This is a genomic window from Sphingobacterium hungaricum, from assembly GCF_015210005.1.
In the GTDB taxonomy this organism is placed as follows: Bacteria; Bacteroidota; Bacteroidia; order Sphingobacteriales; family Sphingobacteriaceae; genus Sphingobacterium; species Sphingobacterium hungaricum.
On sequence record NZ_MU158698.1, the window covers coordinates 1,991,850 to 2,009,740 of the forward strand.

Annotated in this window: 17 protein-coding genes; 9 read left to right on the plus strand and 8 right to left on the minus strand. The window is 39.3% G+C overall.

The features are described 5' to 3' along the window. Positions 1-47: 47 nt before the first annotated feature. From C4F49_RS11865 to C4F49_RS11875, 3 genes are all read right to left on the minus strand, one after another. The gene (locus tag C4F49_RS11865; RefSeq protein ID WP_196936048.1) at positions 48-1,307 is read right to left on the minus strand and encodes an AI-2E family transporter; all 1,260 of its coding nucleotides are present in this window, start codon (positions 1,305-1,307) and stop codon (positions 48-50) included. Positions 1,308-1,334: 27 nt separating this feature from the next. Continuing rightward, on the minus strand, positions 1,335-2,510 hold the full coding sequence (locus C4F49_RS11870; protein ID WP_196936049.1) for an MFS transporter: 1,176 nt from the start codon (positions 2,508-2,510) through the stop codon (positions 1,335-1,337). Positions 2,511-2,577: 67 nt separating this feature from the next. Next, a complete protein-coding gene (locus tag C4F49_RS11875; RefSeq protein ID WP_196936050.1) occupies positions 2,578-3,333 on the minus strand; it encodes a TrmH family RNA methyltransferase in 756 nt (251 codons plus the stop codon). Positions 3,334-3,384: 51 nt separating this feature from the next. Here C4F49_RS11875 and tamL point away from each other — a divergent pair, with 51 nt between their 5' ends. After that, positions 3,385-5,688, plus strand: coding sequence for a translocation and assembly module lipoprotein TamL (gene tamL, locus C4F49_RS11880; protein ID WP_231388295.1), 2,304 nt, complete (start codon positions 3,385-3,387; stop codon positions 5,686-5,688). On the opposite strand, the gene C4F49_RS11885 is transcribed toward tamL, so the two are convergent. Further along, positions 5,685-6,212: a hypothetical protein gene (locus C4F49_RS11885; protein ID WP_196936052.1), complete on the minus strand. Its 528-nt coding sequence runs from the start codon at positions 6,210-6,212 to the stop codon at positions 5,685-5,687. The genes tamL and C4F49_RS11885 overlap by 4 nt on opposite strands. A gap of 107 nt (positions 6,213-6,319) precedes the next feature. Here C4F49_RS11885 and serS point away from each other — a divergent pair, with 107 nt between their 5' ends. Beyond that, a complete protein-coding gene (gene serS / locus C4F49_RS11890; protein WP_196936053.1) occupies positions 6,320-7,591 on the plus strand; it encodes a serine--tRNA ligase in 1,272 nt (423 codons plus the stop codon). Between the two features lie 161 nt (positions 7,592-7,752). Here the strand turns inward: serS and C4F49_RS11895 are convergent, their stop codons facing one another. From C4F49_RS11895 to C4F49_RS11905, 3 genes are all read right to left on the minus strand, one after another. Further along, positions 7,753-8,457: a class I SAM-dependent methyltransferase gene (locus tag C4F49_RS11895; protein ID WP_196936054.1), complete on the minus strand. Its 705-nt coding sequence runs from the start codon at positions 8,455-8,457 to the stop codon at positions 7,753-7,755. Next, positions 8,458-9,627 carry a nicotinate phosphoribosyltransferase gene (gene pncB, locus C4F49_RS11900; protein ID WP_196936055.1) on the minus strand — a complete coding sequence of 390 codons (1,170 nt, stop codon included), beginning with the start codon at positions 9,625-9,627 and terminating at the stop codon, positions 8,458-8,460. Positions 9,628-9,750: 123 nt separating this feature from the next. After that, a complete protein-coding gene (locus C4F49_RS11905) occupies positions 9,751-11,253 on the minus strand; it encodes a DUF6600 domain-containing protein (protein ID WP_196936056.1) in 1,503 nt (500 codons plus the stop codon). Positions 11,254-11,487: 234 nt separating this feature from the next. Between C4F49_RS11905 and C4F49_RS11910 the strand changes: the two genes are divergently transcribed. The 6 genes from C4F49_RS11910 (at position 11,488) to C4F49_RS11935 (ending at position 15,571) form a co-directional block, all read left to right on the plus strand. Further along, positions 11,488-12,246 carry an MlaE family ABC transporter permease gene (locus C4F49_RS11910; RefSeq protein WP_196936057.1) on the plus strand — a complete coding sequence of 253 codons (759 nt, stop codon included), beginning with the start codon at positions 11,488-11,490 and terminating at the stop codon, positions 12,244-12,246. A gap of 1 nt (position 12,247) precedes the next feature. Then, entirely contained in the window at positions 12,248-13,021 is a 774-nt protein-coding gene (locus C4F49_RS11915) for an ABC transporter ATP-binding protein (RefSeq protein ID WP_196936058.1), read from the plus strand. Positions 13,022-13,029: 8 nt separating this feature from the next. Beyond that, the gene (locus C4F49_RS11920; RefSeq protein WP_196936059.1) at positions 13,030-14,031 is read left to right on the plus strand and encodes an MlaD family protein; all 1,002 of its coding nucleotides are present in this window, start codon (positions 13,030-13,032) and stop codon (positions 14,029-14,031) included. Positions 14,032-14,083: 52 nt separating this feature from the next. Beyond that, positions 14,084-14,779 carry an RluA family pseudouridine synthase gene (locus C4F49_RS11925; protein WP_196936060.1) on the plus strand — a complete coding sequence of 232 codons (696 nt, stop codon included), beginning with the start codon at positions 14,084-14,086 and terminating at the stop codon, positions 14,777-14,779. Positions 14,780-14,870: 91 nt separating this feature from the next. Then, entirely contained in the window at positions 14,871-15,134 is a 264-nt protein-coding gene (locus C4F49_RS11930) for a hypothetical protein (RefSeq protein ID WP_196936061.1), read from the plus strand. A 23-nt stretch (positions 15,135-15,157) separates the two neighbouring features. Next, complete coding sequence (locus C4F49_RS11935) at positions 15,158-15,571, plus strand: DUF983 domain-containing protein (RefSeq protein WP_196936062.1); 414 nt, start codon at positions 15,158-15,160, stop codon at positions 15,569-15,571. On the opposite strand, the gene C4F49_RS11940 is transcribed toward C4F49_RS11935, so the two are convergent. Continuing rightward, positions 15,561-15,854 (minus strand): DUF4286 family protein, encoded by a 294-nt coding sequence (locus C4F49_RS11940; RefSeq protein WP_196936063.1) that lies wholly within the window; start codon positions 15,852-15,854, stop codon positions 15,561-15,563. The genes C4F49_RS11935 and C4F49_RS11940 overlap by 11 nt on opposite strands. A 115-nt stretch (positions 15,855-15,969) precedes the next feature. Here C4F49_RS11940 and C4F49_RS11945 point away from each other — a divergent pair, with 115 nt between their 5' ends. Next, complete coding sequence (locus C4F49_RS11945) at positions 15,970-17,886, plus strand: S9 family peptidase (RefSeq protein ID WP_231388296.1); 1,917 nt, start codon at positions 15,970-15,972, stop codon at positions 17,884-17,886. Positions 17,887-17,891 lie beyond the last annotated feature (5 nt).

Here is a 17,891-nt window from a genome sequence, read left to right on the forward strand (position 1 = left end):
CGGGTATGAAAGTAACAAATAAGGCGCAAAAAAATTGCGCCTTATTGTTATTTATTTTCTGAAGAATCATCTTGTTTTGGAGGTTGTTCTTGTTCCAAATCTTTGTGCGGATTTGCTTCTTCCACAATGATGACGACCTCTTTTTCCTTTTCTTCTTCTGTATCTTCTTTCTTCTTTGGTTTAGGTTTTGGAGGCCTAACAATTCCCCATTTCATCAACAATTCCTGCGTTGCGTTGCGTTTCAAGTGCTGTTTTTCAGGTTCTCCAATCAAGAATCCAAAAGCTTCCATGCTTGGAATAGAATCAAAAATTACTTTTATTGTCGCTGTTAATGGCAATGCCAAAATCAAACCGGACAAGCCGAATAGCATACCACCCAACAAAATGGAAATAATAGCCATCAATGGATTGATGCTCACTTTGCTTCCGACAATGTTTGGCGTAATAATATTTCCTTCCAAAAATTGAACCACTTGAAACCAGGCGACAACACCCAAAGCATACCATGCGCTATCTTTAACAGCGAGTGCAAATAAGGCCGGCAATATTGAACCAATGGCAATTCCTATATAAGGCAGAAGCATCAGCAACGAAGCTAATGTTCCAAAAAACCAAGCATAATCGATTCCCAAAGCCATTAAACCAGCAGTGTTTAAAACGGCAACGATACCCATTACGGTTACGAGTCCCAATAAATAACTTTGAACGACTTCGTAAATGCGATTTAATGTGCTATCAACTTTGGATTGTGGAGAGGATTTAAATGCCTTAAAGAAAAATTCTCTGAAGAAATCTCGGTAATACAATAGAAAGAAAGCAAATAAGGGAACTAATACAACTCCAGCTAATGTACTTCCGATCGAACCAAATGTGGTCGATACAACCGAACCTGCATTTTCCAAAGCCTTATTGCTCTGCTCGCGCATTTTGTCCATCATCTCCGTCCGCTCAATACCAAACTGCGTTTGCAGCCAAGTTTGTAGTCCTTCAAAAACAGAAAGTACTTTCTCCTTGATCGAAACCGCATCTTTGCCGATAATTATACTCTGATGAACGATAAACCACATAATTGCAGAAATAATTGCAATGGCAATCAACACACAAAGGATAGCAGAAAAAGCGCGTCCAAACCGTAACCTCTCAAAAAAACGAGCTAAAGGGTACAACATTATCGAAATTAAAATTGCGAATAATAATGGAACAAGTACGCTTTGTGTAGCATACATGAGCAACAGAATCAAGACTAAAGCTAACAGGCTAGAAGCTAGGTCGATAGCGTAAGGTTTTTTAATAGGTTTTATTTCCATCTATTGATTAAATTTAATGCTTAACAGTTATTTTGCTGTTTTGTTTTTGGCTTGCCAATAAAACATATATAGTAATGCCATGGCAATGATTATAGAACTTCCATACATAATCATTGGAATCCGAGTGATAACATCATGATAAATATAGCCAGAAAAAAGCGCTCCTAAACCAATTCCTGCTTCCAATGCAATATAAACGGTCGCAACAGCCTTGCCCCTGAATTGTGGCAAGCTCAAATCGATTGTCCAAGCGTTTAGCGCCGGCGATAAAATACCTGTCCCGATTCCATAAACCGATGCGCCAATCAACAATCCATTGACGCTCTCCTGATACCCGACAATAAAAATAGCAAATGCGGTAATCACGATGCCGACGGCAATGACTTTGATGCGCCCATATTTGTCGGATACTTTTCCAGAGAAAAATCGAATCGCGATGGATGAAATGGTGTACGCTGTAAAAAACAATCCTTTGTTTTGAATGCCTAAATGTTCGCTCCAATCGGGAATCAACGTTAGGATAACCCCATAACCCACATAGGTCAAAAAGGTCACAATGGCTGAAGGAATCGCTCGGAAATCAATAATGTCGTAACGCGATATTTTCAGCATGCGTTTGTTGAATTTCTGTTTGGTCGGCAAGGTTTCTTTCATGTTGAGCACAATCACTATCGACAACAAAGCCAGAAACGATGAACTGTAAAACATAGTATTGATGTCCGCGAGTTGCACAATGGTACTTCCTAATGCTGGGCCTAAAGCTCCGCCAATGCTAAAACACAAACCATGCATGCCCAGGGCTTCTCCCCAACGCTCTCTCGGTATGATATCTGCGACATAGGCTGATGTTGCCGTTGGTTTAAATCCAGTTGAAAATCCATGAATCAATCGCAATAGAAAAAATCCGGATACGCTGGTTAGAATCGGATATAGCAAGCCACAGATGACACAGACCAGCGACCCGACCGCCATGACTGGCACGCGTCCCCAATTGTCTGTCAGTTTTCCGCTGAATGGCCTTGAAATTCCTGCCGTAAGCGTGAATAAGGCAATGATTAATCCTTTGTGTTCGGCTCCGCCTAATGAAGTTAAGTAGTTCGGGAGCTCGGGAATCATCATATTAAAACTCGACGAGAATAATAGTGAACTTAAGCAGAGCAATGCGAATTGCAATGTATATATGGAGGGTTTTTTCTCTGACATGATTATACCGGCCAAAGGTAAACTAATTTAAAGACTATTTAAATTTTGCGTTGATAAAGCCGTTTTACTATTTTTTACTGAGCTGTTGTCTAGCGATTTCCGAACAAAAAACGGTCGTGGCGACTGCAACATTTAGCGATTCTGCATTTCCCATTCGGGGAATGGTCACTGCCTCGTCGAGCAAAGCCTGAATCGACTCGCTGATTCCGTTTCCTTCGTTTCCTAGGATAATCAATCCTGAATTGCCGAAATCTGTTTCGTAAATATTTTTGCCATTCAACAAAGCGCCAAACTTTTTGCCTTGATACTGTTGAAGAAAGATATCGATTTCGGTATACTGAATCTGAACGCGAGCCAGACTGCCCATCGTCGCCTGAACGACTTTTGGGTTATAGGCATCTACCGTGTCGGATGAGCAAATGATTGTATGGATGCCAAACCATTCGGCCGTGCGGATTATCGTTCCCAAGTTTCCCGGGTCTTGAATGTTGTCTAAGACAATAACATGTTCATGGGTGCTTTCATTTAGAACTTGCAGGTTTTCTTCTGGAATTTTGACCAGCGCAAGCACGCCTTGAGGATTGGTCAATTGGGTGATTTTTGCAAATTCTGCCGAACTGATTTGTTCGGATTTTATATTTTGGGGTATTTTACCCAATTTTGCCGAAGCGTCTTCGGTCATGTAAAGTTGCTGGATGAGATAGGTAGAATCTAAAAATTCCTGAACCGACTTAATGCCTTCGACAATGAACAAATTATGTTCTTTACGAAATTTTTTGTTTTTTAATGAATTTATAAGACTAATTTGTGCTTTTGACAACATTTTTGAATGATTAATCGCCGTTTACTATTTTCTTTTGCCAAGATAACGCTTTTGTGTTTATTTTTCATTTCCTGCCGTTCGGCAAAATATGTAGACGACCAACAAGCTTTGGTTACCAAAATTGAACTCGACGGCATTTCTCCTGAATTGAAAGAAAGTGCTTCGGCTTATATTTCGAACGAAATTCGTCCGAATTCTCCCTTGAACTTAACGATTTACAACCTATTTAATACAAAAGACGGGGCTTACAAAACAACGAATCTACGAAGCGTGGGCGAAGCGCCAAGGTTACTTGATTCGGCTCTTGTGGATTTATCTGCGACGCAAATTCAAGCGTATTTAAAAACTAAAGGTTATTTTGAAGCTGAAGTCACTCCTCAAATTCAGGTTAGGCGCAAAAAGGCGCGCATTAATTTTGTCACGGATTTAAAAACACCTTATATCTTGAGGAATGTGTCGTACGACATTGAAGACCCTGCCGTTCGAAATATTTATGAGCAACAGGTTTTGCCTACGACGCAAGTTAAATCTTCTCAGAAATACGATGCTACGAATCTATACTTAGAGCGTGAAAATGTATACAATGCGTTGCGAAATAGAGGGTATTATCAGTATGTGCGTCAATTTATGACTGTCGCGGTCGATACAAATCAATTAGACCATCAAGCAGATTTAGCTTTGCAGATTCAAAATCGCGAAGATTCTTCTGCACATCGAGTGTACACAATCGATAGTGTGTACGTTAAAATTGTAAGTCCAAATGAAGAGCTAAAGAAACCATCGTCGGCGCAATTGGATAGTGCGAGGTCGATTGTTTATGAGGATGAAACACAGAAATTTCGTCTGCGCTCCATTTCAAGGTACATGTTTGTGCGTTCGGACGACTTATACAATCAGCGGGATGAAAATCTTTCGTATGACCGCTTGTATGAAATGAATACCTTTCGTTCAATTAAAATCTCCTACACGCCAGTCGACAGCAACAAATTAAATGTGCAGTATGAATTGACACCGAGGTCGGTCATGAGCAATCAGATTGAAGGAGAGTTTACCTTTTCGTCAGGCATGAGCGGTTTTAATATCGGCGATACCTATTCGCACCGCAATATTTTTGGCGGAGCCGAATTATTGGAAGTCAAGATGCGCTATGGGGTATTGTTCGACCCTCGTTTGCCGGGCAATCTTTCTCAAAAAATATTTAACAATGATTTTCAAGTTGGTGTGAATTTGGTCGTTCCTCGGTTGATGGTTCCTTTTGGAGTTCGGAGCGTAGGCCGATATGGTCTTCCACGGACGACGTTTTCGTCCAGCTTGCAGATTTTTGACCAAGATAATACCTATTCCAACCGCTACTTAATCAATTCCTTAAATTATTTCTGGTATCAATCCGAAAATATCACCCATAGTTATACACCCATTTTATTGGAGTATCGATTGGGAAGGCTGAATCCAACTTTTGCTCAGAATCTAATTGATGAGGGTTATTTGTTGTATGTGGAAAGCAACAATCGGGAATATTTCGGTTTGGGTTCACAATACGCTTATACCTTAAATGCGCCTAAATTATTAAAGAAGGAAGATTTTAATTATTTGCGCTTGGGGGTTGATGTGAGCGGGAATATTTTGGGCTTATTGAGCTCAACTTTTGATTTCAAAAAAAATGAAGCCGGCGAACGCTTGCTATTTAATGTACCTTATTTGCAATACATCAAAGGGGAAGTCGATTATCGTTGGTACAAACACTTCGGTGGCAACAAGCAATTGGTTTTGCGATTTAATACCGGTGTTGCGGTTCCTTATGGCAATAATTCGAGCCTCTTGATTTTTGAGAAAAGTTTTTTCGCTGGAGGGATGAATGGAATCCGTGCTTGGCAAGCCAGAACGTTGGGACCAGGTGGCTACAATAGGGAAGGCTTGTCCGAAAGCTTGCGCTTAAATTTGCGTAACCTCGACCAGTTGGGCGAAGTGAAGATTGAGGGAAATGCAGAATATCGTTTCCGTTTGTTAAATAACTTTCTGGGAGCAAAGCTGAATGGAGCAACTTTCGTGGACATGGGGAATATTTGGCGTTTGCGCCCGAATGAACTTAACCCTGATGGAGAATTTAAAGCTGACCGATTCTTGTCGCAAATTGCGATAGGTACGGGTTTTGGTTTGCGGATTGATATGGATTATTTTGTTATTCGCTTGGATGCGGGATTGAAAGTCAAAGACCCACAATTTACAGGTTCTGACCAATGGGTAATCCGTCATCTATTTAATTCGAAATCGTTTAGAGACGATTATTACCTGACGCACAAACCTGACCGTTACAATTTCTTTCAATATAATTTTGGAGTCGGCTTGCCTTTCTAAAAGAAATTCTTGAACCCGATAAACAAGCTTTCCAGCAATTGGGAAATATTCAATCCTTTTGAATAATGAAAGTATCCATACACAATCACTAAGACAACGATGGTGGTCAAGAAACGCTTGAACATATAAGCAATCAATAAAATAACTGCGGGAATCAGAATTAAAGCCAATGCCGAAATCTTGTAAGGGGTCAAACCTTTGTCGGTTTTTCGAACAAAATAGTAGCGCGCGATTTCCTTATCTTGATTTTTGTGTTTAAGCAAAACAAATGTCGACGACTCGACCGAATGGTTGTATACCGAAACCCCATCTTCAAACTGCAAATCTTGCTGGAATCCATTGATTATAAACCTGAAATTTCCATGGATGACGTTGTCAACTTTTTCGGTTGAATCAACTGCAATAATGGCGAGTTTTCCATTCTGCGACAGATTCTCTTTTACCAAAAAATCCTTAATCTGCTGATGCTGTGCACTAGTAAATAAAGGAATCATAAACAAGCAGAAGAAAATCAGTTTTTGCATCGTAATCTCAATAGTTAATGCAATGTTACTAAAATTTGAAGATTTCAGTAGCGATTCTTAATTATTTAGGATACTTAATTATCTTTGTCTTCTAAAAAAATACAAATATGTTGCAAGTTAGTTATATCCGAGAGCACAAGGATTATGTTTTGGAGCGTTTAGCGGTCAAGAATTTTACTGATGTTGCGTTAATTGATTCGATTATTGAGTTGGACGATGAGCGCAAAAGAATTCAGAATGAATCTGATGCTATTGCTTCTGAAGCAAATGCTTCGGCAAAAATGATTGGAGATTTGATGCGCCAAGGAAAGAAGGAAGAAGCAGAAGAAATCAAATCCAAATCATCGGTATATAAAGAGCAAGTGCGCGAATTGACCGATAGATTGAGCGAAGTAGAAAAAGAACTGCTTTCCAAAATCGTATTGGTTCCGAACCTACCGCATGTTTCAGTTCCTTTAGGAAAAACGCCAGATGACAATGAAGTGGTGTTGACACACGGTGAAATTCCGGTTTTCGATACGCAAGCGATTCCGCATTGGGAATTGCTGACCAAATACGATATTGTTGATTTGGAATTGGGGGTTAAAGTAACAGGAGCTGGTTTTCCGGTGTATAAAGGAAAAGGTGCACGTTTGCAAAGGGCATTAATCAATTTCTTTTTGGACCAAGCTGGAGAGCAGGGTTACCAAGAATTGGAAGTGCCGATTATGGTGAATGAGGATTCTGCGTTCGCTACTGGCCAGTTGCCTGACAAAGAAGGACAGATGTACTATGTGACGAATGATGATTTATATTTGATTCCAACGGCAGAAGTTCCGGTAACAAATCTATATCGCGATGTCATTGTGAAACAAGAGCAATTTCCGATTCAGCATTGTGCCTATACACCTTGTTTCCGTCGTGAAGCAGGTTCTTATGGAGCGCATGTCCGTGGATTAAATCGTCTTCACCAATTTGACAAAGTCGAATTGGTTCAGCTTGTACAGCCTGAAAAATCGTATGAAGTGATTGAAGAGATGAGTAGCTATATCCAAGGTCTGTTGCAAAAGCTAGAATTGCCATACCGTGTATTGCGTTTGTGCGGTGGCGATATGAGTTTTACTTCTGCGCTGACTTACGATATGGAAGTCTATAGCGCCGCGCAAGAGCGCTGGTTAGAGGTTTCTTCGGTTTCAAATTTTGAAACGTATCAATCCAATCGCTTGAAAGTCCGCTATAAAAACGACGAAGGCAAAATGACTTTGGCGCATACCTTAAATGGTTCTGCATTGGCATTGCCAAGAATCGTCGCTTCTATTTTGGAAAATAACCAAACAGCAAACGGAATTCGCATTCCAAAAGTTTTGGTTCCTTATACTGGATTTGAGGTAATAAATTAAAAATTAAAAAGTAAAAATTTAAAAGCCTGCTAACGTCTTAATGGACTGCCCCCAAAAAGTTATACACTTTCTGGGGGCTTTTTTTGTCAAATATCTCATATCTCATATCTCATATCTCAAATCTCATATCTAATGTCTGAAATCTCATATCTCACATCTAATCACCCCTTCCTCGGTTCCATTCTGACAAGATATTGATCATTATCATCATCGAACAAAATCTGAACGACCCAATTTTCTTCTTTTGCGATCTTGATCAATTCATTCTGATCAATATAAAGCCAATTGAAGGGTTTGCCCAGTGTGCCTTTGTATTCATATTGGAAATGTATTTCGCCAAAATAATGATGGGGGTAGGGGATGCGGTACTCTTCGTATAAATAGGAAATATTCGACGAGTCGAATATCAATTGCCCTTTATCGGACAGTAAAGTTTTAGAATGGTTAAGCAGTTTTCTGAATCCATCTAAGTTTTCAGCGATACCAATCCCATTCATTAAAAACAGCAAGGTATCGTATTGTTTGTTTTCCAGTTGATAAAAATCTTCTTCAATGACCTGTTTTACGCCTCTTTTCTTCATCACCTCACAGCTTGTCGCAGATATTTCTAAGGCATCCACATCAAAATTTTTGCTTTGCAAATACAGCGCATGGCTACCTACGCCCGCTCCCACATCCAGCACTTTGCCATCACAAAGGCTTAAAGCAATAAATTCCAGTTCTGGAAAATCCTCTTCATCCCGAAAGAAAACCTCCACAGGCATTTCTTCAATATCTCCGTAACTGCTATGCAACAACAAAGGTTCCTTCAACTCACCTAATTGATGGAAATCATACAATGCTTCTCCGTAAACGTCTCTTTCCATTTAATCAATCATTAAAAATCGCTTCGCCATTCGTATTTCTTCTTCTTCACCAGTGTGCTTATTCGGCTCGTCTGACAACTTGATTACTGGCGTCCATTGCCCTTCATCTGGAAATGCTTCCGTCATTTTCAATACAATATTCATTCGGCTCAAGCCGACATCATTGGTGAAATCTGTTCCTATACCGAATGAAAAACCAATTTTACCTCGGCAGAAATTCACAATCTTTTCCACTTTCTCATAATCCAATCCATCCGAAAAAATAATGGTTTTTGTCAATGGATTTATGCCTTTGCTTTCGTAATGAGCAATCGTCTTTTGCGCAAATTCGATAGCATCACCACTATCATGGCGTACGCCATCAAATAGCTTTGATAATTTTTTATCAAACTGCTGGAAGAAAACTTCTGTCGTATACGTGTCTGATAAAGCAATTCCTAAATCACCACGATACACATCAGACCAATGTTCGAGGCCCAAGAGGTTAGCCATCTTGTATCCATATTTTGCCGCATGGAACATAAACCACTCGTGGGCATGCGTTCCAATGGGTTTTGTTTCATATTTCATTGCAAAATGCACATTACTCGTTCCGATAAACGTATTAGATGGATGGTTTTTCAATGCCTGAATAACTAAATCATGCACTTTGTAGGAATGCCTTCTTCTGGTTCCGAAATCAGCAATCGTAATGGCTAGTTTATCATACTTATCCATTTTTTGATCGACGATATTCTTTACTTCACTGTCATCAACCCGTTTTTCTTCTAGCAATTCATAATGCAGTTCGCATATCAACGCCATAATCGGAACTTCCCACAAGATGGTTCTATACCAAAACCCTTCGATTTTGACCGAAAGTTCATCCCCATGCTGTTCGATAGAAACTTCTTTTGGATTATAGCGATAGCCTTGCAGAAAGTCAAAATAGGCGGGGTCTATGTATGGACAGGTCTCTTGGAAATAGGATTTTTCTTCGTCAGATAATTTCAATGTCGCCATTTCATTGACCGCAGTTCTTAATCTATCGGCAAAACCTTCTGGAAATTTATGTTTTCCGCGATTGATAAACTGATATCTCGCTTTAGCTTTTGGAAATAACTTAACCACGGCAAATTGCATCGTGAATTTGTAAAAGTCATTGTCTAGTATCGATACTAATTTTGCCATAGATTTATCTTATTAGCTACAATAGAGTGGCGAACTTGCATTTATTCGCCAGCAAAAATAACAAATAAAAAAAAGCGGGCTAAAAAATCAGCCCGCCAATTTGTTACAATTATAAGAAAAATTTTATCTGCTTCCTCTACCAGAACTTCTTTCAGAAGAACCGCTGCGCTGTGAAGAACCTTCACTTCCTCTAGCAGAACTAGAACCTCCAGAAGATCTGCTGCTCACGGATGAACCAGAGCTGCTGCGTTCTGTTGCTGGTGCACTTTGTCTTGCTGTACTAGAGCTTGACGAAGTACTGCGTTGCGCTGCAGGAGCACTTTGTCTAGTGTTTACTGTTCCAGAACCAGAGGATGCACTTCTGCTTGTCGGCTGTGTTGCTCGCGTATTACTCGATTGCGATGCAGCATTTGTCGAACGATTCTGTGCTCCGGATTGAACTTGAGAACTTCCTTGTCTCTCTGCGCTACGTGTAGCAGCAGGAGTTTGTCTAGTTCCAGTTGTTGTTCCTGTCGAACGATTCACTCTCGACGATTGTCCAGCTCTGTTGTTCGTAGACGAATTTGACTGACCAGATCCTGTCGAGCGAGTCGAACGAGATGAGTTGACAGCTTCATTGTTGCGAGTCGACGTTGAACCTTGAGATCTGCCTTCAGCTTGACTATTCGAACGTGTAGTTACACGTGAAGAGTTTGAACTGTTAGTTCCGCTTCTATCTGTGGTCGAGCGATTTGTACCTGTCGATACATTTCCACGACCTGTAGTTCCTGTCGAACGAGTTGTTGTTCCGCTGTTCGCTCTTGTATTGTCTCTGCCAACTGTTGCATTCGAACGGTTGCTCGTGTTTCTTGAACTAGTTGTGCTCGTATTTGAGCGCACGCTTCTGTTCGCGTTGTTGTTGTCTTCAGGACGGTAAATGGATACACTGCGGTTACTTACACGAGTTGCACCAGGGCGACCTGAATTTTCAATATTTCTTACTGATACCGAACGGCCAATTGAACGTTCAACATCGCGGCGGCTAGGGCCACCATAATATTTGTTGTTATTAACAATATACGTGTTGTTAATGATCGTCGTGCGGTTGTACACGTTGCGGCTACCGTATGACCAATGGTTATAGATATTGCGGTCATAAATCCTACGATTAGGTAAAAATAACCACATATTCATTGGAAGTGCTACAGAAATCGATACGCCCATTCTGTTGCGAGGTGCCATTGGAGCCCATCCATAATATCCGTTTCCAGAACGCCAATCTACCCAAGCTGGTCCCCATTCGTATCCCGGAATCCATCCCCAACCGTTTCTGTTGGAGTAAACCCAGTTTCCATAATGGAAGGGAGCCCATCCCCAGTTGTAATTCGATACCCAAGTATTGCCGTATTGGGTCATTGCCCAATAGCCATTGGTTCCGTAAGGACGGAAGTTGCGGTCTACATCCGGATACCAGATGTCACCGTAGTTCGGGTCAATGTCCCAATATCCATATGGAGATAACTCATCATAGAATAGATCTAATGAAACCTGGCCGTATCCCTGTGCAGAAGCTTTGTTCGCACTGAATAAATTCATCGTTCCGAAAAGGACGAAGAATAGAATGAGTGATTTGTAGACTTTTTTCATGACCGTATATTTTAAATTATTACTAAATTCTTTTCCTGTTTTTATTCTATGACTTTAAAATATGTACCATGGTTTAATTAATTATTTTTTCAATTTCTAAATCTTTATTGAAAATCATTTGTTAGTTAAAAAAATGCGAGTGCAATAAATTAAAGAATTGTGGAAACAAAAAGTTGTACATTTGTGCATTATTTTTTTTAATAAGGATTTAAAGTCCATAACTTCAACTTTTTGATGAGAAATAAGTTTGAAAATCTCTTAATAGAATTTGCTCGAATACATCGATTTAATGTTCGTTTTTTCAAGGAATTATTTACGCCGCCGTATGAAGTAAAAGAAATTATCAGACAATGTTATGAGATTGGATGGAAATCTTTTCCATTGATCAGCTTAACAGGTTTTATTGTCGGATTCGTTTTTACAAAACAGTCGAGACCTTCATTGGAAGAGTTTGGAGCGGCATCGATGCTTCCTGCATTAATTTCAATTGCGATTGTACGTGCGTTGGCGCCTTTGGTGACAGCATTGATTGCCTCAGGAAAAGTCGGCTCGCAAATCGGTGCGGAATTAAGTTCGATGAACGTAACGGAGCAGATTGATGCGATGGAAGTTTCCGGAACCAACCCTTACAAGTATCTTATTGTCAGTCGAGTAATTGCAACCACGTTTATGATTCCGGTTTTAACATTTTATGTGGCGGGAATCGGATTATTTGGTGGATATTTAAGTATTATTTCAAAAGATCAGCTAAGCATGCTTAGCTTTTTTACACAGGTATTCGAATCGATTAAATTTATTGATCTCTTTGCGATGGTCTTTCGATCCATAGTATTTGGATTTACGATTGGAATGGTCAGCTGCTATGTGGGTTATTTTTCGAGTAAAGGAACTGAAGGTGTTGGTAAAGCAGCCAATTCTGCGGTAGTTGCTTCGATGTTTATCGTGTTTATTGAGGAGTTATTAATTGTACAGATCATGGCTTTATTAAGTTAATATGAAAAAGCAAGTTTTTGATATCAATTATGATGATTGTGTTGTCGATGTCCAAAATGTCTATAAATCATTTGGAGAGCGCGATATTTTAAAAGGAGTTGATCTAAAATTATACAACGGGGAAAACCTAGTTGTACTTGGACGTTCGGGTACAGGTAAATCCGTGTTGATTAAACTGATTTCGGGTTTATTAAAACCAGATTCGGGCGAAATCGATGTGTTGGGCGAGCGCGTGAATGATTTAGATGACCGCGAATTGCAAAAGTTGCGTTTGCGCATTGGATTTTCATTTCAGAACAGTGCTTTGTACGATAGTATGACCGTTCGCGAAAATCTTGAATTTCCATTGGTGCGCAATAAGCGAAATCTATCCCGTGCGGAGATTGATAAAGCTGTGGAAAGCGTGCTTGAAGGGGTGGGATTGTCTTACGCCATCAATCAAATGCCTTCGGAATTATCTGGAGGACAAAGAAAGCGTATCGGTATTGCAAGAACATTGATTTTGCAACCAGACATCATGATGTATGATGAGCCGACTGCAGGTTTGGATCCCTTGACTTGTTTGGAAATCAATGAATTGATTAATCAGGTTCAGGAACAATATAAAACGTCATCGATTGTGATTACACACGATTTGGCTTGTGCTAAAATGGTAGGTGATCGAATTGTGATGTTATTGGATGGCAAGTTTGAAAGAGAAGGAAGTTTTGATAAAATATTTGATACAGAAGATGAGCGTGTCAGACCATTTTATGATTATAATTTTATTGTTTAATTAAGTTTATGAGTACACAAGATAATAAAAGATCGATTACAGTCGGGTTATTTGTTTTAATTGGATTGGTGATTTTAGTTGCCGGAATCTTAGTATTGGGCGGACAACAGGGGAAGTTTAGAAAGAATTTGGTCGTGACCACCTATTTTGAAGATGTCAAAGGATTAAAAGTTGGAAACAACGTTTGGTTCTCTGGTGTGAAAGTGGGAACAATTAAAGAAATTACATTTCAAAGTATTGAAAATGTGAAAGTTATTATGCATATCGATGAGCGTTCAAGCGAATATATCCGTAAAGATGTAATCGCGAAATTGGGAACGGACGGTTTAATCGGTAACGCCATCATTAGTTTAGTTGGCGGAACGCATGATGCACCTCCGATTATGGATGGAGATATTGTTGTTTCCGAAAAAGGAACAGATACCGAAGCATTAATGGCTACGTTGCAGAAGAACAACGAAAACTTAGTGGATATCACGAAGAACTTTGCGATTCTATCAAAAGATTTAGTTGACGGAAAAGGACTTGTGGGCGCTTTGTTGTCGGATTCTTCAATGACCATGTCAATCAAACAATCTTTAATCACCTTAAATACGGTAATGTCAGATGCGAACAAAGCTTCAGCTAATTTAGCTTTGTTGTCGAGCAAATTGAATAGCAATCAAGGATTAATCCATGATTTAACAACCGATACCGAAGTGTTCAATAGCTTGCGTAGCAGTGCTGCACAATTGCAAGGCGTTACACAAAGCGCATCGGCATTGATGGAAAATTTAAATGAAACGACTGCACGCTTGAACGATAAGAACAATGCCGTTGGTGCATTGACCAATGACCCAGAAGTAGCGGATGATATTCGCCAAGTCATTAACAACTTAAATTCAAGTACCCAAAAATTAGATCAAAACATGGAAGCTTTGAAACATAATTTCTTATTTAGAGGTTATTTCAAAAAGCAGGAAAAAAACGCCGCGAAAAACAACACGGTTGTTACTGATACCGCTCGTTAATTTCCTAAATCCTGTAAATTCTAATTCGGATAGGCTATCTTTGCCGCAAAGCATGGAGTTGATAACAGAGAAAGATATTATTTTTGAAGACAATCATTTAATCGCCGTCAATAAGCGAGGTGGTGATATTGTTCAGGTCGATACAACAGGTGATACCTCGCTAGAAGAAATGACGAAGGCGTTTTTGGTGACCAAATACCAAAAACCGAATGATGCATTTATCGGAGTTATCCATCGCCTTGACCGGCCAGTGAGCGGTCTGATTTTATTCGCTAAAACCAGCAAAGGGCTGGATCGGATGAATCGCCTTTTTCATGATCGAAAGATAGAGAAAACCTACTTAGCTTTAGTAAAAAACAAACCAAATCAGGCTCAGGGAAAATTATCAAACTGGCTTTTGAGAGATCGAAAGAAGATGATTACTAAAGCTTACGACCGCGAGGTCAAGGGCGGAAGTTATGCTGAGCTGGATTACAAATTGATCGGATCGCTCGATGGTTTTTATTTGCTTGAGGTAAAGCCTTTAACCGGTCGTACGCATCAAATCCGTGCGCAACTTTCCTATATGGGCTGTCCAATCGTCGGAGACAATAAGTATGGTTATCCGCGCGGAAGTTTAAGACGGACAATCTGTCTGCATTCTCGTTCTTTGGAGTTTGAACACCCGATTAAGAATGAAAATGTAATTATCAAAGCAGGTCTTCCGGATGATGGATTCTGGAACAAATTCAATGTTCTTCTGAAATAGGGCAGAATAGATTTTTTCGATGCTTTTATTATTCGTATTTTTGTAACACACTAAATAGCATGTCTTTTGCTATTTGAAAAATGGGTTAACTATGCATTCAGTTTTTAAGAAGTTTTTTCTTTTTATTGTTCTTTTTTCTTCGTTGTCTATGCTTTCCATTGAGAGCCAAGCGCAATGTGCAATGTGTTCGTTAAATGCCGAAAACAGTACGATTGAAGGCAATACACAAGGAAAAGGATTAAATGATGGCATTTTATTTTTGCTAGCAATGCCTTTTATTATTGGAGCAGGTGTGGGTCTTGTTTGGTATAAATATTATCGCAAACCATCTAAGCCAACTAATCCGCTGCTGTAATTATCTGAACTGAACAATTACTTATGGCTACTTCAAAATTTTACGCATTAACCCATTCTAAATGCCCGCGCTGTCACGTTGGCAAAATGTTTGAAGGTCCTGTTTATGGATTGAAAAAACAAAAAATGAATGAAACCTGCCCGCATTGCGGATTTAAATTCGAAATCGAGCCAGGATACTTTTATGCAGCGATGTACGTTAGTTACGTTTTTTCGGTAGCTCAAATTGTTACCTTAGGATTGGCAACAGCTTATTTTACCCAAAGCGAATCGCCTTTTCTCTACTTAGGCGTTTTATTTTTTACGATACTGGTATTCGCCCCCTTCAATTATCGGTTTGGACGATTGATTCTTTTGCATTACTTATCTCCGAAAGTAAAATATTCTCCCAAATATGAGGAGCAAATCAAAGAATCCGAAGATCAACCTACTTCTTAGGAAGGTATTTCATCACACTGTCGAATAAAAAAATCTTTTCTGCGAAATGTTGCTGAATGTAGGCCTGAAGCTCTGCTACATGATTGGCTTTGATGTCATCAATAGATTCTTCTGTTGGAACTTGGAATTGAATGCAGAATGTATTTCCTGGGTGTGGAGAATCGAGCATTTCTAATACATGATAAGGATAATTGCTCGCCGACAAAAGCTCATTTTCAATATAGGAAACGATTGAATTGTCTAGATTCTCTTCAAGAATAACAGAAATATTGTATAAAAACATGCCTCAAAATTACTTCTTTTATCCCTATTTTTCGGTTGTGATTTTGTAATTTTAATCTTCTGCCCCTGTAAAAATAAAGTTGCAGTGCTAATTTTATGTTAAATATTTTGAATATTTGAAATTGTATAAATATAATCTATCGATGTTGAGGGATTTCGGGTTTTTGTTGGTTGTCGCTTTTGTTTTTCTTATGGTTTCCTGTGATTCGGTTTCCAAGAAAAATGAAGTAATTCCTATTGAAGATTTTTTTGCAAAGTCGGATAAATCAAATTTTAAGATTTCTCCAAACGGGGATAAAATTGCTTATTTAGGCCTTCACGACCATTGTAAAAACATTTTTATATTAGATTTAATCAATAAAGACTCATCGAAACAACTGACTTACCAGTCGGATATGAACGTTCAGTATTATTTCTGGGCGGATGATCAGACGATTGTTTTCTCCAATACCCAAAATCAAGATGATAGCCTTAGGCTATACACGATTGATGTTGAAACCGAAAGAAGGCAAGCCCTTTTAAAAACTGCAAACTATAAATTACGCTGGTTATATCCGAATAAATCATTTAATGGAGGATTGTTAGCGACAACAAATGAACGCGATTCTTCGGTATTTGATCTTTATCGCGTGTATCTGGATGGACGACCAAAGGAAATGGTTGACAAAAACCCAGGAAATATCATCAATTGGTTTGCATCAGCAGATGGGCAAGTTCGATTGGCCTTGACCAGTGATAGTGTGCAAGAAACCCTTTTGTACAGGCCTTCTGAGGACCAAGTATTCAAGCAAGTGTATAAAAGCGGTTTTGAAACGTCCGTTATTCCGCTAGGATATTATAAAAATTCTACGACGCACATCTATGCATTATCGAACATTGGCCGCGATAAATTGTCGTTGGTTGAATTTAACACAAGCACAGGAGAAGAGATCAAAGAGATTTTCAAATCTCCGAATGTGGATGTGAATAAAGAAGGATATTCAGCGCTGCTGAATGAAATGATGTACGCTTCGAGTACGGTTGACCGTAAAAAGCTGCATTTTTTCAATGATTCTTATAAAAAAGCATACGATCAGATTAAGATAAAATTCCCAAATACAAGTATTGACTTTTTGGATGTGGATTCTTCGCTGAGTCATTTCGTGTTTAAGAATACGATTGATGTCCAGCCGAATGATGTATACTATTACAATTCCAAAACCAACGATATTCAGCTGTTAGCCGAATCGAATCAAAAATTCGAAGAAAATCAGTTGCAACCGATGGAATCCATCGTGTTCAACGCTAGGGATAATAAGGAAATCCATGGATACATCACCTATCCGCCAAATAAACGGAAGAATTGTCCAGTTGTGGTATTGGTTCATGACGGGCCTTCGAAGCGCGATTTTTGGGAATACAATACGGAAGTTCAATTTTTGGCAAATCGGGGATATGCTGTTTTTCAGGTGAATTACAGAGGCTCTACTGGATATGGAAAGGAATTTTGGTCAAGCGGATTTAAGCAATGGGGTGGCAAGATTCAGGAAGATATAACTGATGGAGTAACTTGGTTGATCCATGAAGGTATTGCAGACAAAGAACGCATTGCCATCATGGGAAGCGGTTTTGGCGGTTATTCGGCCTTGCATGCAGCCTGTTTTAATTCAACGCTGTATTCCTGCGCGATTTCTTCTTCGGGATTCACGAATCTATTTACCTATTTCAAAGAAATTCCTCCGTACTTAAAACCCTATGTGCAGATGTATTATCAGATTATAGGGAACCCAGAAACGGAATCTGAGCTTTTTAAATCCATTTCTCCACTATTCCATGCCGATCAGGTCACTATGCCTTTGTTGATTTTTCAAGGAGGACGGGACAAATACAGCTCCGCAACGGATGTCGACCAGTTTGTTCAGAAACTAAAGCAGAGTAAAGTAAATGTTCAATATATTTACAATGAAGAGGAAGGACGGCGATTTAAAAACGAAGAAAATTTAATAGCCTATTATCAAGAAATCGAACAGTTTCTTTCTGAAAACTTAAAATAGCTTCA

Excerpts from the sequence above, each read along its gene's own strand:
- pncB (WP_196936055.1), bottom strand. The coding sequence starts at position 9,627 with ATGGCAAAATTAGTATCGATACTAGACAATGACTTTTACAAATTCACG.
- serS (WP_196936053.1), top strand. The coding sequence starts at position 6,320 with ATGTTGCAAGTTAGTTATATCCGAGAGCACAAGGATTATGTTTTGGAG.
- C4F49_RS11925 (WP_196936060.1), top strand. The coding sequence starts at position 14,084 with ATGGAGTTGATAACAGAGAAAGATATTATTTTTGAAGACAATCATTTA.
- C4F49_RS11895 (WP_196936054.1), bottom strand. The coding sequence starts at position 8,457 with ATGGAAAGAGACGTTTACGGAGAAGCATTGTATGATTTCCATCAATTA.
- C4F49_RS11930 (WP_196936061.1), top strand. The coding sequence starts at position 14,871 with ATGCATTCAGTTTTTAAGAAGTTTTTTCTTTTTATTGTTCTTTTTTCT.
- C4F49_RS11875 (WP_196936050.1), bottom strand. The coding sequence starts at position 3,333 with ATGTTGTCAAAAGCACAAATTAGTCTTATAAATTCATTAAAAAACAAA.
- C4F49_RS11935 (WP_196936062.1), top strand. The coding sequence starts at position 15,158 with ATGGCTACTTCAAAATTTTACGCATTAACCCATTCTAAATGCCCGCGC.
- C4F49_RS11870 (WP_196936049.1), bottom strand. The coding sequence starts at position 2,510 with ATGTCAGAGAAAAAACCCTCCATATATACATTGCAATTCGCATTGCTC.
- C4F49_RS11885 (WP_196936052.1), bottom strand. The coding sequence starts at position 6,212 with ATGCAAAAACTGATTTTCTTCTGCTTGTTTATGATTCCTTTATTTACT.
- C4F49_RS11915 (WP_196936058.1), top strand. The coding sequence starts at position 12,248 with ATGAAAAAGCAAGTTTTTGATATCAATTATGATGATTGTGTTGTCGAT.
- C4F49_RS11910 (WP_196936057.1), top strand. The coding sequence starts at position 11,488 with ATGAGAAATAAGTTTGAAAATCTCTTAATAGAATTTGCTCGAATACAT.
- C4F49_RS11905 (WP_196936056.1), bottom strand. The coding sequence starts at position 11,253 with ATGAAAAAAGTCTACAAATCACTCATTCTATTCTTCGTCCTTTTCGGA.
- C4F49_RS11865 (WP_196936048.1), bottom strand. The coding sequence starts at position 1,307 with ATGGAAATAAAACCTATTAAAAAACCTTACGCTATCGACCTAGCTTCT.
- C4F49_RS11920 (WP_196936059.1), top strand. The coding sequence starts at position 13,030 with ATGAGTACACAAGATAATAAAAGATCGATTACAGTCGGGTTATTTGTT.
- C4F49_RS11940 (WP_196936063.1), bottom strand. The coding sequence starts at position 15,854 with ATGTTTTTATACAATATTTCTGTTATTCTTGAAGAGAATCTAGACAAT.